The 16481-nt window shown below is 32.5% G+C and carries 17 protein-coding genes and 2 pseudogenes; 3 read left to right on the plus strand and 16 right to left on the minus strand.

All coding sequences use genetic code 11. The annotated features are described in order from the left end of the window. Window positions 1-10: 10 nt before the first annotated feature. From spoIVFB to Q9B79_RS11365, 8 genes and pseudogenes are all read right to left on the minus strand, one after another. Window positions 11-871 (minus strand): stage IV sporulation intramembrane metalloprotease SpoIVFB, encoded by an 861-nt coding sequence (gene spoIVFB / locus Q9B79_RS11330; RefSeq protein ID WP_306184143.1) that lies wholly within the window; start codon window positions 869-871, stop codon window positions 11-13. Further along, a complete protein-coding gene (spoIVFA, locus tag Q9B79_RS11335; RefSeq protein WP_166702908.1) occupies window positions 864-1610 on the minus strand; it encodes a stage IV sporulation protein SpoIVFA in 747 nt (248 codons plus the stop codon). Before spoIVFA ends, spoIVFB begins: the two co-directional genes overlap by 8 nt. A 133-nt stretch (window positions 1611-1743) precedes the next feature. Further along, window positions 1744-2541 carry a septum site-determining protein MinD gene (gene minD, locus Q9B79_RS11340; RefSeq protein WP_000503311.1) on the minus strand — a complete coding sequence of 266 codons (798 nt, stop codon included), beginning with the start codon at window positions 2539-2541 and terminating at the stop codon, window positions 1744-1746. Window positions 2542-2543: 2 nt separating this feature from the next. Beyond that, window positions 2544-3230 carry a septum site-determining protein MinC gene (minC, locus tag Q9B79_RS11345; protein ID WP_098669489.1) on the minus strand — a complete coding sequence of 229 codons (687 nt, stop codon included), beginning with the start codon at window positions 3228-3230 and terminating at the stop codon, window positions 2544-2546. Window positions 3231-3265: 35 nt separating this feature from the next. Continuing rightward, a complete protein-coding gene (gene mreD / locus Q9B79_RS11350) occupies window positions 3266-3811 on the minus strand; it encodes a rod shape-determining protein MreD (protein WP_306184146.1) in 546 nt (181 codons plus the stop codon). A gap of 14 nt (window positions 3812-3825) precedes the next feature. Continuing rightward, on the minus strand, window positions 3826-4677 hold the full coding sequence (mreC, locus tag Q9B79_RS11355; protein ID WP_306184149.1) for a rod shape-determining protein MreC: 852 nt from the start codon (window positions 4675-4677) through the stop codon (window positions 3826-3828). 41 nt (window positions 4678-4718) lie between these two features. Next, window positions 4719-5738 (minus strand): cell shape-determining protein MreB, encoded by a 1020-nt coding sequence (gene mreB / locus Q9B79_RS11360; protein WP_000466737.1) that lies wholly within the window; start codon window positions 5736-5738, stop codon window positions 4719-4721. Between the two features lie 157 nt (window positions 5739-5895). Then, a pseudogene (locus tag Q9B79_RS11365) lies at window positions 5896-6036 on the minus strand (JAB domain-containing protein); the annotation flags it as partial. 217 nt (window positions 6037-6253) lie between these two features. Here Q9B79_RS11365 and Q9B79_RS11370 point away from each other — a divergent pair. Then, entirely contained in the window at window positions 6254-6448 is a 195-nt protein-coding gene (locus Q9B79_RS11370; protein ID WP_306184152.1) for a hypothetical protein, read from the plus strand. A 642-nt stretch (window positions 6449-7090) separates the two neighbouring features. On the opposite strand, the gene Q9B79_RS11375 is transcribed toward Q9B79_RS11370, so the two are convergent. The 7 genes and pseudogenes from Q9B79_RS11375 to Q9B79_RS11405 all read right to left on the minus strand — a co-directional run bounded on the left by Q9B79_RS11375 (window position 7091) and on the right by Q9B79_RS11405 (window position 14394). Further along, entirely contained in the window at window positions 7091-8125 is a 1035-nt protein-coding gene (locus tag Q9B79_RS11375; RefSeq protein ID WP_306184154.1) for a retron St85 family RNA-directed DNA polymerase, read from the minus strand. A gap of 249 nt (window positions 8126-8374) precedes the next feature. Then, window positions 8375-8689 (minus strand): hypothetical protein, encoded by a 315-nt coding sequence (locus Q9B79_RS11380; protein WP_306184156.1) that lies wholly within the window; start codon window positions 8687-8689, stop codon window positions 8375-8377. A 5-nt stretch (window positions 8690-8694) separates the two neighbouring features. Further along, complete coding sequence (locus tag Q9B79_RS11385; RefSeq protein ID WP_306184158.1) at window positions 8695-9552, minus strand: phosphoribosyltransferase-like protein; 858 nt, start codon at window positions 9550-9552, stop codon at window positions 8695-8697. A gap of 644 nt (window positions 9553-10196) precedes the next feature. Beyond that, the gene (locus tag Q9B79_RS11390; protein WP_306184160.1) at window positions 10197-10775 is read right to left on the minus strand and encodes a hypothetical protein; all 579 of its coding nucleotides are present in this window, start codon (window positions 10773-10775) and stop codon (window positions 10197-10199) included. A 440-nt stretch (window positions 10776-11215) separates the two neighbouring features. Next, window positions 11216-12151 (minus strand): hypothetical protein, encoded by a 936-nt coding sequence (locus Q9B79_RS11395; RefSeq protein ID WP_306184162.1) that lies wholly within the window; start codon window positions 12149-12151, stop codon window positions 11216-11218. A gap of 105 nt (window positions 12152-12256) precedes the next feature. Further along, window positions 12257-12487 (minus strand): annotated as a pseudogene (locus Q9B79_RS11400) (site-specific integrase); the annotation flags it as partial. Window positions 12488-12639: 152 nt separating this feature from the next. Further along, entirely contained in the window at window positions 12640-14394 is a 1755-nt protein-coding gene (locus Q9B79_RS11405) for a retron Ec67 family RNA-directed DNA polymerase/endonuclease (RefSeq protein ID WP_306184164.1), read from the minus strand. A gap of 367 nt (window positions 14395-14761) precedes the next feature. Here Q9B79_RS11405 and Q9B79_RS11410 point away from each other — a divergent pair, with 367 nt between their 5' ends. Then, the gene (locus tag Q9B79_RS11410; protein WP_306184167.1) at window positions 14762-15790 is read left to right on the plus strand and encodes a hypothetical protein; all 1029 of its coding nucleotides are present in this window, start codon (window positions 14762-14764) and stop codon (window positions 15788-15790) included. Then, window positions 15783-15941: a hypothetical protein gene (locus Q9B79_RS11415; RefSeq protein WP_306184169.1), complete on the plus strand. Its 159-nt coding sequence runs from the start codon at window positions 15783-15785 to the stop codon at window positions 15939-15941. Before Q9B79_RS11410 ends, Q9B79_RS11415 begins: the two co-directional genes overlap by 8 nt. Window positions 15942-16100: 159 nt before the next feature. On the opposite strand, the gene Q9B79_RS11420 is transcribed toward Q9B79_RS11415, so the two are convergent. Continuing rightward, window positions 16101-16481: a DUF6262 family protein gene (locus Q9B79_RS11420; protein ID WP_306184171.1), complete on the minus strand. Its 381-nt coding sequence runs from the start codon at window positions 16479-16481 to the stop codon at window positions 16101-16103.

A 16481-nucleotide genomic window follows, 5' to 3' on the forward strand; every position in this document is an offset into this window, starting at 1 on the left:
ATCGTCAACACTAACCGATTAATTCTTCGACAGATGAAGTTGTTCGTTTTTCAGTAAAATACGCATAGAGCAGTTCATTTTCATCCAATGTGTAATGTTCTTTATATTTTCCACGGACGATTATAGAGTGCTTATACCCTCTACGAAATTTTGTGAATATCTTATATAAATGATCTTCTGATTGCACTTCAATAGGTGCAATCTTTTCAATTCCTCTTTTGTTCCCGTAATAACGTTCTAATAAAAAACGCATAAAGGCATACCGTCTTTGTTTCCACTCTTGATATAACGACACCGCTAAAAATATGAGTAGCACCCACATCATAATGTTGTTACTATTCCAAAGTAACTGCCACACTAGTATTACACTAAAAAAAACACATGATAATTTCATCATCTTTTCATGTGCCTGTAAATAAGGAAAACGATATGATAATACGTTAAACAATACTTTCCCACCATCAAGCGGCCAAATAGGCAGTAAATTAAACGCTAAAATAATTATATTATTCCACATAAAGAAATAATATAAATCCGCATGAAGCCAACCAGCTTCAAATAACATATAGCCTACCGCCATCATCCAAATATGTTGAATAGGTCCTGCAATTACGACGACGAGCTCTTCTTTCAATGATTTATTTCCATGTTCCTCGAGCTCAGCTACACCACCAAACGGTAAAAGTTCAATCTTTTTAATACGCCAATTATAATGCGCCGCTGCAAAAGCATGCCCAAGTTCATGGATAAGAACGATACAAAACAACAGTAGCAACTCTTTAAAACGAGCCGTAAAAATACCAATAACAATAATAACCCAAAACAACGGATGCACTGAAATTTTCGTTAAAACGTCTCTATATTTAATCAAACGAAATCACCTGAATCGGATCAATAAATTTTTCATTCTTTTTTATAGCAAAATAAAACTTACCATTTTTATTATTTGCATCATTATTTACCGTCCCAATTTTTTGTTTCTTTGAAACGTAATCATATAATTTCACTGACATATCATTTAAGTTTGCATACCATGACTCCGTGCCATCTGCATGCTGAATTTGAACTGTATTACCAAGTTCCTCCTTCTTGCCTGCAAAAACAACTAGCCCTTCATTTACTGACTCAACAGTTGCATTTGTAGCTGTTTGGACAAATACACCTTGGCCATTTTTTTGAAACCCCTGCATTACCTTTCCGGAAGCAGGAATTGCATAATCTTTTTGCTGAATCGTTCCTTCTTTTTTCTCATTTGGCGAATAAAATACGAGAGGTTTTCCAAACTGCTTTTCGTACCATTTCGCTACAGTGGCAAACTGAAACTCTTCTTTCATCACTTTTTCTGTAACAGCTTTAGCACCGTCAAAAGAAGAGGGTGCATTCTTATATAAAATAGCGATAGAAAGAACTAATATTGCTGATAATAAAACTTTGAAGAAAAACACTTCTTTTCGAAATAAAGGATGAATTTCCTTTTCTCCATCCTCAATAAATACTGTTTCATTATCAAAATTCCCTCCAGCGAAATACTGCTCTTCCTCCATCCTTTCTTGCTCTGCCTTCCTTTTCGCAATCCGTTTTTTAATTTCTTCTACACGTCTATTCTTCATACTGTCTCCTTTCCTTCATTAAGCTAATTTAAATAGAAACAGTTGTATACAGTTTGTACATATGTATGAGCTAGGAAAGGAAGATATTCGTGTAAAGAAAAAAGAAAGCACTCCGCAAATATGCGAAGTGCCTTTAACGGATTCCAAAGAAGTTTTTCACCTTTGTAAATACCGATACCTTTTCTTGTTCAAATGCTTGTAATGGGACATTCTCGCCCAACAAACGTCTTGCAATATTACGATAAGCTAACGCTGCTTTTCCGCTCGGTTGCAACGCTACAGGTTCACCTGTATTTGTAGCACGAATAACCTCATCATCATCTTCGACAACACCAAGAAGCTCGATTGATAATGTACGTACGATTTCATCAACATCTAACATATCCTGTTCATGAAGCATATGACTACGCACACGATTAATAACAAGTTTCGGTGGTTCAATATCCTCTTTTTCTAAAAGCCCGATAATACGATCCGCATCGCGCATTGAGGAGACTTCTGGCGTCGTAACAACGATTGCTTTATCCGCACCAGCTACCGCGTTTTTAAATCCCTGCTCAATCCCCGCAGGACAATCAATTAATATGTAATCATAATCTTGACGTAATACTTGTATTAATTCATCCATTTGTTCAGGTGTTACCGCTGATTTATCACTCGTTTGTGCTGCAGGTAATAAATAAAGATCATCAAAACGTTTATCTTTAATAAGAGCCTGAGGTAAACGACAACGCCCTTCAACGACATCAACAAGATCAAATACAATACGATTTTCCAGCCCCATTACTACGTCTAAGTTTCGAAGACCGATATCTGTGTCAATTAAGCACACTTTCTTTCCAGATAACGCTAGGGCTGTACCAATGTTCGCAGACGTTGTAGTTTTACCTACACCGCCTTTTCCAGATGTAATTACTATTGCCTCTCCCACAGCTATACAATTCCCCTTTCTAACTTTGTTAAATTAGGTCTAAGATGAGTGAGAAGTTGCAGTCGATCGACAACAATGTGATTGTTCTCATTAATATACGCACATTCTGCCGCCTCCGCTCCGTCTTCTTTCTCTTCCGGAGCCCGCATTGCCACATCACTAATTCGAAGTTGCATCGGGTTCATAACAGATGCAGCGATTACAGCATCCGAATCCCCATAATACCCAGCATGCGCAATTCCTCTTAATGATCCTACGACAAAAATATTCCCCCCAGCGATAACCGTTCCGCCTGGATTAACATCTCCAATTAACAATAAATTTCCTTTTACATGTAAAACTTGTCCAGAGCGAACAATTTTGGAAATAGGGACAATTTCTGTTTCTTCTTTCCAAGCTATTGCTTCCGCTTTCGTTATAACATCACTTTCAATCGAATCCACAACAAGATTCTTTTTATTACGAATTAACGTACGAATCTCTTCTTGTTGGACTTCTGTTAAATAACGATTTCCCACTTTCACATGCACTTCAATTAAAGAGCGCCCATCACCATCATAGTAATGTGTAGAAAGCTTTTCATCCAGTTCTTTCAGTAACTCAGAGAATGAACAACAATCATCTAAATGAAGTGTTATTCCGTCTTTTGTCCCTTTTATTATTACATTTTGTTGCTTTTTTTCTTCCACTAAAGTTCACCCCACCGATTCAATTCGACATAAAATTAGAAAATCCTTTTTTCTTTTTCTTCCATCGCTTTTGAAAGACGCACTAAATATCGTCTCAGTGGGAAACAAACTATCAATAAGAAAATTGCATTTAGCAATAAAGTAGACAGGAGACGATCTGTGAAAAAGACATACGCCGACATATGAGTACGTCCTAACAAAGTTAAAAATCCATACACATAATACTCTAATGCTACTATGCTAGCTAGTACGATAGAAGCAACAATAAATAAATTCAATTGTAGTATCTTCATCACACTATAAACTAAATAAGCTAAAATTGGATACGCAAAAATATATATACCGACAAGTTCTGTGTATACGGTATCAAACAAGAAACCAAATAATAGTCCGTAATAAATCCCTTGGACCGGACTATAGTACACAGTAACAAAACATAACACAATGATAAAGAAATGAGGTGCTGCTATACTGTCTTTCCAAAAAACTGCTGTTGGAACAATAGTAGCAAACATATTTTCAAATAAAAAAACAAAAAGGAGCAAAAGAGGAAGAGCTGCTCTTTTTAAAACCTTCATCATCTCTTCTCCCCCTCCTATTCTAATGGCGCTGAAGGCGTTTCACGTTTCGCAACCATAATATGCTCTACGTCATTTAAATCAGCGGCAGGTTTTACATAAGCTGTTTTTGTTAAACCGTATGGATCCGGCTGAACATCAACGATTGTTCCAATTACAAGACCTTTCGGGAAAATATCACCAAGTCCAGATGTTACAACTAGTTGATCTTTTTTCACTTCTGCATCAGAGCCAATCTTTGTAAAAAGAAGTAAGTGTTTTTCTTTGTCGTAACCTTCAATCAATCCAAAGATTTTCTCATCACCTTGTACGATAGCAGAAACACGATTTGTTCGGCTCATAGAGCTTAGCAATTCTACTGATGATGTAAACTGAGATACACTTTTCACTCGTCCAACTAGGCCTTGTGAAGTCATAACAGCCATATCTTTTTTAATTCCTTGCTGTGCCCCTTTATCAATTCCAATTAAATCGTACCATTTATCTGGATTACGAGAAACAACAGTCGCTGGAATTTCAGTATAACCGCTATTTAACTCTTTTTTACCTGTTAACTCTTGTAACTTCTTGTTATCATCTTCTAATTGTTTTACTTTTCCTGATAGGCCTGCATAATTATCTAATTTTGCTTTTAATTCTTTATTCTCTTCATACGTGCGCTTTACATCCTCTACATTTTCGAAGAATCCAGCTACGTATTTCGCTGGCTTTTGGAATACACGTTCTACAACACCGACAGTGTCTTTCACAAACTGCTCTGGCCATGTTAAACTGTTCCGTTCTTTCAATGAGATTCCAATCAATGCCACGAGAAGAATAATACTAACTAACAAAACAATTAATCTTTTGTTTAAGAAAAACTGTGGCACGTTCACACCCTCTTAATTTCATTGATTTTTATTTTGCAATATTATCGAGCAGCAGTTTTGAAAAGATCGATATTGTCTAATGCTTTACCCGTTCCAATCGCTACGCAATCTAGTGGGTCTTCTGCAACAAGAACTGGCATATTTGTTTCTTCACTAATCACTTTATCTAAGTTACGTAGTAATGCTCCGCCACCTGTTAATACGATACCACGGTCCATAATGTCTGCCGCTAATTCAGGTGGAGTTTTCTCTAACGTATTTTTAACAGATTCTACAATCGCATCTACTGTATCTTTTAATGCATCTGCAATTTCTTCTGGTTGAATTAGTACTGTTTTTGGTAAACCACTTACTAAATCACGACCGCGAATTTCCATAGGCTCGATACCTTCTGGCTCGCCTGCAGAACCGATTTCTAATTTTAATGCTTCAGCCGTTCTTTCACCAATCATTAAGTTGTAGCTTTTCTTAATGTACTGAATGATTGAATCGTCCATATCATCACCAGCAACACGAACTGATTGACTTGTTACAATACCACCTAAAGAAATGATTGCAACTTCTGTTGTACCACCACCGATATCAACAACCATGCTACCAGTTGGTTCCCAAACAGGTAAGTTTGCACCAATTGCTGCTGCAAATGGTTCTTCGATTGGATACGCGTCACGAGCGCCCGCTTGACGAGTCGCATCGATTACTGCACGTCTTTCTACAGCTGTAATACCAGACGGTACACATACCATTACGTAAGGCTTACGCGAGAAGAATCCATTTGATTTTTGAGCTTGTTGAATATAGTATTTCATCATTGTTGCTGTTGTTTCATAATCAGCAATTACACCGTCTTTCATTGGGCGAAGTGCCACAACATTTCCTGGTGTACGACCAATCATTTGTTTTGCATCGCTACCTACAGCAACGATTTGTTTCGTATCAGTTTGTAACGCTACTACTGAAGGTTCACGTAAAACTACACCTTTTCCTTTTACATATACAAGCGTGTTCGCAGTTCCTAAGTCTATTCCAAGATCGCGAGTAAAGCCACCAAATCCAAACATATTTTTTATCTTCCTTTCTTGTTTTCACGGACTCATTTTTTCTTACTTTATATTATAAAAACAGTACGTTTTTTATATCTTTATCCTTTTTGTAGATAAATTTCTACAAAAAACTCATAAATCACATTATAAAACAAAATAAGTAAAAAGCATAGTCTTAAATATGACCTTTTTCCTTTAAACTCACGAATTTATGGTCGCCTATTATAATATGGTCAAGCACTTCAATTCCGATAATCCGGCCGCATTCTACTAAGCGTTTTGTTACTTCAATATCTTCTCGACTCGGCGTGGGGTCTTATCAAGAGTAAAATAGGAAAAATATCTTTATAGTGCACTTTTTTCTTTCACTACATGTCTTCAAAGTAAATTTTTTCTATTTTCTCTTGATTTTATATCCTTTTCTAACATATTTAAAATATTTTAGGGAATTATTCTTACAAAAGGCTCCTTAAAATCCTTATTTCTTATCTTGATTTTGTATACAAATGTACACAATAAGTGGAGTGATGTAGATGGCAGAAACATTCAGAAAAGGAAAAATAATTGATCATACTAAACGTCTTATATCCCGAAAAGAAATAATTACAAGTCAAATGACACAAAATGAATTTTCTTGCATAAGAGAAAGCCTCCTAGGCCAAGTTCAATGTTTAGACTTTATAATAAACGAGCTTATTATTGAATTTGACCTTAAAAATGAATTATAAACATGATTCATCTTACATATCCCTCAAGTCATTAATAATTTTTATATGTATACATTTGTATACGTTTTATCTAGAGAAGGAATTCGAGAAAGTTATTTCTGCATTTGTTACATCCGATTATCATGAACACTTCTCATTCATTACTATCTGGCTTTATTTATAACAAGTTTGCGTTTTAGAGAGGCTCAAGTATTAAAGTGTTGGTATGATGAATGGCAATCTCTCTCAGGACAAGTGAAAAATCAACAATTGCCCGAATTATAAAACAGCATACGTAAGCGCTTGGTTTAAACCGATTCAAACCAAGCGCTTACTTCAACTCTCATGCTTCTTTTTTAATCAGTGAGTATAACGCTACCCCCTTATTATTAAAGATCTTTTAGAGCATGAGGATATTAAAACAACGTTAAGTACCTATTCACACTTATATCCTAATGTTAATTTTGAAATTGCTAATAATAGGGCTGGTTCAATTAGTTACACAACTTCATATAAAAAGAAAACTAAGTTTCAAGGAAATCAGTCCTTCAAATACAAGAAAAGTGAAAGTAAAAACTTTTAACACCATTTAGGTAAAAAACAAACCCTTGTAAAAACGGCAGCTCCCTTTTAGGGAACTGCCGCCTTTATAACTATTACTATTTACTTTACCTTTCGTAGTAATTCCTTAAGGTAATGATAATCTTCCTTTATTTCTTTATCTTTTGGATTAATGTTAATAATAAAATTAGCCATTCCTAATAATCGATACAGATAGTTAAGGGTAGTTCCACCTTCAATTTTATCAACATGTGAATCAAGCCCATATTTTTTAATATAGTACATTTTTTGCCTAAAATCTCGTCTATATTTTCTTGATGCTTGCATCTTTTCGTTAACTACAATTCCAGTTACTTCTTGCTTCTGATTTCTCTTACGAACTCTTGTTTTGGAATCATTAATTATAAAACCTTCGGAATTAAGTATTGTTTTTATAAATTTAATTACATGACCTTCATTAAAATCTCCTGAAAAAGTTAGATCATCAGCATATCTAGTATACCTAATGTTTTGTTTCTTGGAAAAACCGGCTATTCTTTGATCTAATTTTTTAGTAATTAAGTTTGACAACATAGGACTAGTCGGCGCCCCTTGTGGCAACCCATTATCTAGGGTACAAATATTGGCTAACATAACTGCAACTTGTTTACAATAGCCTAAATTTATATAAAACATATATACTTGTTTAAAACCTATTGATCCAAAATAGTCTTTTATATCAATAGTTAATACTTTTTTTTGCCCTCTATGAAATCTTGCATTATCCTTGATTGAAAAACCAGGTCTAAAAGCTTTGGAATATTCACTCGGCTCTAATTTAGATAATATTTCTTTCAAAATCCATCGTTGAATATTTTTAAGATTTGGTAAGGGTTCTGAAATAGTTCTATAGTCTCTTTTGTTTTTCTTTAGAATTTTAAATTCCCTATAAAATAAATCTTGTGAATTCGAAACTTTGATTAAGTATCTCTCTTCGTAACCAACTAGTAAGGATAGATGTAATTGATCATATATAATCGGAACTCCTTTATTAAAGAGCTTTTCAGCATAATTCAAACAGCTATCTATATAATCTTGATTCTTCCCTTCAAAACTAGCATAGTGGTAAAACTTCGACTTATATTCTTCCCATTTCATAAAATCACCATGTGTATCTGTCCAATTACCAATTTAATCTGTCTATCTTCCTCATACTAGTAAATTAAAGATGCCTTTCCTTTAATTTACTAGTATGACACGGAGGCGCTAGCCGTAGTGTGTTAATAACTTCGGAACTGACCTCCGGCTCATGGAGGAGGTATTAACACTAGGCTAGAAAATACTGTTCTTCTTCGCTTGGCGACTCGCCAAACGTGTGATAAGAATATCACTAAAAGTCTAATTGGACTATTTTAAGTTTTTAATATTATTTGGTAAGTATATATCATAAATACTTTTTCTTTCTTCTAAAATGTACTCTTTTTGAGGACTTATTATTGCCTCTGAATTTTTTCTATTAAGTTTTTTATTATAGACAGCTAATGCCTTTTCTCCACTATCAGTTATAATTATACCTTCAGGTGAAAATTCTATAAATCCGTTCTCAAGAATGGTGTTTATCATTATTGCAATTTGAGAATATTCATAGCCTTGTTTAGTTAGATTCTCAATCTTCCCATTCTTTTTAATCAATTGTAATAGCAATATAGTTTCATGATCCAATAAGTTCACCTCGGAAATGGAGCTATTCTATCTTTTTTCTGCTTCCAAAATACAGGGAAAGTATTATTAGGAGTTCTAATAAGAGTAATTAGCGCTTCAGAACTTTTAAAACCTAATTTTTCATTTTTATGCGGTTTAATCTTTTTTTCAATAGATTCCATTAATGCAATTTTCTCAGACGCTATTTTTGATGGATAAGAATCAGAAATACCTTTTTTAAAGACTAATGCAGTAAAAATAAGCACCCCTAAACTCTGTAAAAAGCATACACCTACTTCTAATGTAGCTATTGACAAAATTACAATCTTTTCTTTATCAACTTTCTTATTATTAATTAAATAATCAATGGCAGAAGACGCAGTTTCCCCAGTTCCTACAAAATCATCAACTAAAAACAAAATACTATCTTCTGTATTAATTTGTTCACATTCCACTTCTAATCCATCTGTATATACAATTCTTTTAAAAGCAAGTTCTGGTATATTTGGAGTAATACCTCTAATTACATATTGAACCATAGTTGAACTTTTACTTTTCCCAAAATCTTCTGGAGAGATTAAAGGTGCTATATATATATTATTTATATTTTTTATACCTATCTCTTCGTTATTGATAACATTATCCAGGATTTTTTTAATATAAATTATATATTCCTCAAATTTAATCCTTGTAAATCTTTCTGTCAATTCTAAAATCAACATCTGCTGATCATATTCTAATTCAGAAAGAGTACTACAAAATCGATTAAAAAGACTAGCTTCATTTGGACCTTTTTCAATTTCCCAAGACTTATTTTTAAAAATTTCGACTAGCTTAGTAAAAACATCTGCACGAAGTTCGCTCTCAGTTTTTTTAGGTCTCATGATTTCACTCTTCAATTATTTTAATTTTCTTAGTATACAATTAACTTTATATATTTTACTTCTAATTACTCCTTTTGTAAATATATAAATATTTTAAACTATTATTCTAAAGGCCAAATAAGGTAAACCACCTTCACTTGTCTTATCAAACGTAATATTTCAAAAGAATTAGAACGACTTCCACAATATAAAATATACATTACTTTCAATTAATTGAGCAACATTCTAAGCTTGCTAATGTTCATAAAATAAGAACTCTTGCTCTTAGACATTCTCATAATTCGCTATTGATTTCTCTTGGAAAAACGACTTAGTTGTTCGTGATAGACCGACTGGTACATGAGGACATACAAAGCACACCAGGCGCATAGGGGCACTTATATCCAAACATGAGTAGAAAAGTTGCAAATAAATTAAAAATGTAGTTACAGTCAGAAAAAATGATACAACTAGGAGAAAATTAATTTCTAATCTGAATGTTACAAGAAAATAAAATAAAATATTATAGTTTTTCCAACTATACAAGTTAACTTGGTAGGATTTTTGGTAAAAAATAAATTATCTAGTATTTAAAGAATTAATGCCAGCCCTACAAAAGGCAAAGTCACCAAACCATACCAAAGTTATTTTTAAACCCTACCTTTTCATTGGGGAAAGCCCCTACTAAAGTCAATTAAGTGAATATTATGCTCTTCGAAATAATTAGAGCCTTTTTCTCGATAATACCTTTCAGCAGATAAACAAATGTACTTACACAATTTATCAATATTTATTGTAACTGTTTCTAGTTTTTTAACTTTGAAGTTATTTTGAATTTGGTCTGAGTAAGATGAACCAAATGAATCTGCTCCACTTACGCCAAGTTTAAATTCGTAAGAATAACAATAATCATCGTCTTCTTTTTCACCCCATTCTTTTATATCCAAATTTCCAGCGTGTAAAAAAGAACAACGTAAAGAATAACACATTTCTCCTGTAAAATAAGGATTTTTCGCTTTAGCATAATCATTTGTCCAACCTGTACAGTCTGCATAATATTGATTCACCCAATCATCAAACCATCTTTCATACTGTTTGCCCACATTTCTTCTTCCATTTTTGTGTTTAATATGCGGATATTCAATTTCCCCGCAAATATCAGGTAAAGTTAAAGACAGTGCCAAAGCTGATAAGTAACTCTTATTTTCAAGAGCAATTTCTATATCCCTTATTTTATTTAACATGGAATCTTCCTCTCTTAATTTATTTTAGTACAGAAATAAATATTGGTTTGGAATAAAGTTTAATCAGAATTGTCTTACAGCCCCTTATTTGATAGTAGACAAAAGGAATCCATAAAAAACTTGGTTTAAACGGATTCCTACTTTGTGAAGCATTATACTATTTTTATAAAAAGGTTTATTATTAGCACATGCAAAACTACCTGGTACCTATCCTATTCCAATCATTAGGGCCTGGAGCTCCATTCTACTTCCATATCTTTCGTCTGCCAGTTCTCTGCAAAAATGAATGAACTAGCAAGGTCCTTACTAATAGTAACATTCCAAGGTGAATAACCAATTTTTTGCCACCCTGGAAAAGGCAATAGAAACGTACTGTAAGAAGTGTTAGGTATCAAGTATAATAAATAATTGTCTACTGTAGAGCAACCTACTTATAATAGTTAATCTTTCAGGATTCTAATTCCATATTCATCTGGATATACACCATATGTATTCCATGTTTTTAAGATACAATCCTTTAATGGTTCTATATCTGCAACTTGTTTCCAATTAGGATAAGTTTCGTTTAACTTTCTAAGTGCGGCTTTTAATGAAAACCAACAATCACTTATTTGATAATTACTTATAAAACTATCTAATTGTTGTTCGTTAATTAACGCTGTTTCTTTTGTAATACCATCCAGCTCACCTATAGTGGTTGAAAACACCTTTAATAAATGACTTGTTTTTAATTGAAGTTCCCTGAAAAAATTTAAAGTATCTATCTCTCCATCTAGATACTTTTCAATATCTTTTTTCACTTCTTTTTGAGTGTAGCTTATTATATATGTAAAAAAATCCTTATCTATAATATTATTTGGATCTTTAGTAGTAACAGCCATCTTAGGAACGATATATTCGCTGAATAGGTTCATTGCATGTACATTTAATACACTATAAATAGTATTGGATTCTATATCTAATTCCGCTTGAAACTCCTCCATATTCGCTAGATCATTATTATCATGAACATGGCATAATTCATGATGTATCGTATTCAAAGATAACATTTGGGTATTTACATCTCCGAAAAAGAGGTGCAATAGAAGTTCTTTACGAAGAAAAATTCTATCTTTCAGTTCTCCATTTACTTCGACTTCCATTGTTTTTCCGAATGCAGTTCCCATAGCATTATTTGTTAAACCTCTTTCCGATACACCTTGCTCAATCTGAAATTCCAGTACAGCTTTATCAAAATCATTAGGGAAATATAAAAGATCTAACCTAGATAAATTTAAAATTTTAGAGAACCTCTCAATAATTAACTTTTCTAAACTTTCTTTCATTTCCTCTATAACATCTTCTTCAATTCCATCAATCTTTTCAATAACTATCATCACTCCAACCTCCTAATAAACATCATTTTTTAGCAGCCTTATATTCCACATTTTAATTTTACATTAAAATGTGGAATAATTTTTCTAACGTACACATTTTTTATTTATTGTGTCATCGTCAAGAGCAATAATTCTCTTTCCATCTTCCGTTTTCTTATATGAATTTCTTTTCTATTCACTTCTCGTTTTCACTATTAACATATGATAAACACGCAAACGTTTATTTTTCATATCATTATCATTTCAACACAAAGCAGTACCTTCATTCACTCATATTCCAGTCATATAGTAGACCCACAACATAACAAAATTCAAATGTTCATAAAAACCTTCTATTTCAAATTAAAAAAGAAAAACTCGCCATAGTATCGGCGAGTTTTTTTATTATTGAGATACGAACCTTATTCAATTAAAGCACCTGTTAGTGATTAATTTTTTAATTTCACAAATTAGATTTATGTTTTTGAGTAGTGATAACCTCACTACTTTTAGACTCCTAAAGGAACTTTGCTCCCACTACTCTTATCTAAACTTTTTGCTTCAGGATTCCCCCCCGTATCAACAAGTCCCTTTGTGTATATTTCCATTATATTGTTTATGTTATTTAAGACCGCTCTAAATCTATTAAAGTTTATATCAGTGTAGTTATCTAAAATATACTTAGAGAAAATTTCTTTTCCATAGTACTTCGAGTAATCATACTTGTCCTTTTTACAAAATTCTCTTCCATCAATTTTTTGCGAAAGGGTAGATTTTTCAAACAAATCTTCTATATCGCACTCGGGCTTTCCATCAATTAACGGTACAGTTAAAAGGTATAAATTGTCAATAATATTAACCATGTCTTGCTCTAACAAGATACCCTGTTTTTTACCATCAAGCTTTGCATGGTTAATAAAATTACCTATAGGTTTACTCTTCCCACTCTTAATCTCATTGTCGAACATTAAAATTACGGGATTCTTAGGTAAAGTGTTGCTTATCTTCTTAAAATAACTCAAGTAACTAGGAGTGAGTTTCTTGGGCTTAGCATCAAAGAAAGTATATATATTATTTAGTGCACTCCCCCCATCCTGAAAAATCCCCAGAAAGTATGCTAATCTCTTAGTTTTATTTAGAAAAGATACTTTAAATTCAAATGATCCATCACTATTTTTTGTAATTAAATTCGGATAATCGTGATAGAGATTTTTTAAAGCAGCTTTTAAATAAGCAATATCTGTTTTACCTTCCGTCACAATTACTGGCTTTGGATTAGCATAAAAGTATTTATAAAAAAGAAACTTTTGATATTGACGTTCTCTCGAACTCAAAATATTAAAGTTATGTTTGTCACCATCTATTTTATTATTGTACCTAGTTAATTGATTTATAAAGGCAAATCTTCCTTCTAATTGATTAACAGTAGCAATTTTACCATTAATCTCAAACTTTCCTTCTTTATAGAGTTGATGAGCCATTGCCCTAGTCTCTTTGTAAAAAACTCTATTAACATTGATTTTCTTATTTACAACAAGTCCAGTTACCACCTGTCTTGAATCCCTAAGTTGTAATCTTTTCTTCTTTTCATTAATTTTAAACCCAGCCCGTTTTAACTCACTTGATAATAATTCATAAAATTCCGTTTGTAGATCCAAAAAATTTTTATCATTAGTAGAAAATGTCAAATCATCTGCGTAACGCGTATAATCTAACTTGTATTTTTTAGAAATTTTCAACAATCTTTGGTCAAGTATCTCACAAATTAAGTTTGTAATAATTGGAGAAGTTGGCGCACCTTGCGGCAGTTTTCCTTTGTAACATGTTAATTGCGCAATAACTGTAGCTACTTCAATAGATAATAAGAAATTATTATTCTTATTAAAAAACCCTCTTACACGACCAAAATGAAAACTTCCAAAAAAGTTTTCCAAATCAATATTCAAAACCAATTTTTTATTCCGATGAATCTTTGCATTGGTTATGATGCTTTTTTCTTTTTCAAATGCATGAGAGAGATTATTTTTTATACCCTGTTTTTTTTTCTTATGCTTATACAATGCCGCTGAAAGTTTTCTTTGAATATCTTTGAGTTCTGCTAATGGGGCATTAATTTTTCGAACACCACCATTTTTTTTATCTATTTCAAACGAAGAGTACAAAGTATTAATGTCCTTTTTATACAATAGATAACTAAGCTTTTTTCTGGGAATTTCCAGAAAATCAGCAAGATCGTTTCGTGTTTTTATATCGTGAAATTCCATCATACAAAACTCCTTCATAAATAAACGTGTGGCTACTCATTAGGCGGAGGCGGCGAGTTTACCTTAAAATATACCTCCATGCAGATGATTAGAATCGGAGAAGCGAATGCTTCCACCATTATTGTCAACACTTGCGAAACACAAGCGAAAAAATCTAGCCACACGTTAATAAAATTATACACTATTTTTACTAAATGGGATATTTATAAAGATGTTTATAAAGATGTTTCATTTGATTTCCATTAATTATAAAACTTCTAAACATATTTATTTGTAGAAATGCTAAAATTAAAATACAATTTATTGAAAAAAACATAGATTTAAAGCAGTGTGATCTAAAGAATTCTAATTTGTGGTGAGGTATAAAATGAATAATGAACAAACTTATAATGTTCAAAATAAGATTACTTTTAAATCCTCTACGGACGACACTTTTGAATTATCTAAAAAACAACTGAGTCAACGATACGATATTAATTTGAATCGTATTATAAATGGTTTTAAGAAAGTGACGTCCTTTAATGAGGCCCAAAGGGCTATAGAAAAAGATGGCTTCTATAGAGTGATAATCCCTAATGATATTAGTAAGAGATTAGAAGATGGGAGTGCAGAATGGAATTTCGATAAAACTGGGATGCAGCTACCTACTATAAAAGACCAGAAAGGTTCATTTATATGTCAGGCAAGGTTAGAAGAAACTGATCCTACCAATTTTAGTAATGTAAATAATATAGCCCTTCAATCAACAATGGCTGCAGTTTTAGAGCAATTAGAATTGCTTAACAAACAAGTAGCAGATGTGTTACAAGGCCAACTCACTGATCGTATGGGTATAATTAAAGGTGCTGTAGACACATATAAACAAGCGTTACTAGTTAATGATATAACCGTAAGAAATCAATTGCTCACTCAAGCTGTATCCGAATTGAATAAAGGGCGCAGGCAACTAATTGAATCTTTGGAGAGCAAAACTGAATTTATAAATAAGTTACCCCAATCTTCTTTTAAGCAATTCTGCTATTCAATAATTAATAAAATTGATATAAATGAAATTGAAACTAAGTTCCTTGAAACACAGTTAATATTTGATAATATAATAAAATCTTCAAATTATATTGCTTTAGTTTATGAAGAGTTGGGGGAAGTCAACGCATTACGAGAATCTTTCCAACCTTTAAAAGAGTGTATCATGGAATATTCGGATAAAATGAGGAAAGCAGTTGAATTTTTGCCATATAACCCCAACTCCGAGAATCAAGACTCGTGGTACAAAACTCCCGAGAAGATTATAGAAATGATTGATTTCCATATTCGTAAATTAAATTCAAAATATATAGAAATAGAAGTTACAGGAGAACAATTGTTGTTAAAAGAGGAGGGAGCAAATTTTGAATAACTGTAAAAAGTGTGGAAGACCATTAACTAAGGATGCCCATTTCTGTACTTACTGTAAAGCAAAAATAGGCAATTTAACAGGAAAAATCGGGGGAATACTTACTGCCGTAATTGTACCAATTGTTCTACTAGTTGCTAAGAAAAAGAAATAAAAGCTTTTTTACATATCAAAGAGTAATTGTTAGACGATATGTTAGCAACGTTAAAATAAACACAAAAAGAAACCGCTTATAAGAGCGGCTTCTTTTTATGTTTATTTCCTTAAAGATTTGCTTTTTCATTTCCACAACATAAACAATAATTATATTAAACTATTCTTTATTGTACAATTCTCCATATAGTTTTTGAATTTGATTCTTCAATTTTTTGTTTTCGACTTCTAATTCCTTAGTTCTCATTTTTAAAGTTTTAATTAATACTTCTTCAGATCGGGAGCTTTTTTTGACCATAGACCTAGTACTTGAGTGATTTTGCTGTTGCTTACGAAGTGATTCAATCCTTTTTCTAATATCTTGTTCCTTGTAAAGCCATGATTTAGAAACATTTGCTTCTTTAGCTACAGAATTAAAATTTATAACCTTCCCTTCTAATGATAACTTAGAGATAGCTTTTTCTACACCTTCCCTAGTTCGATTGGTCTTTAGTTTCGCCAAACGCACAATTTCCTCAGTATTTCGTACTTGTTTCCCCAT

Source organism: Bacillus sp. MHSD_36, from assembly GCF_030757775.1.
In the GTDB taxonomy this organism is placed as follows: domain Bacteria; phylum Bacillota; class Bacilli; order Bacillales; family Bacillaceae_G; genus Bacillus_A.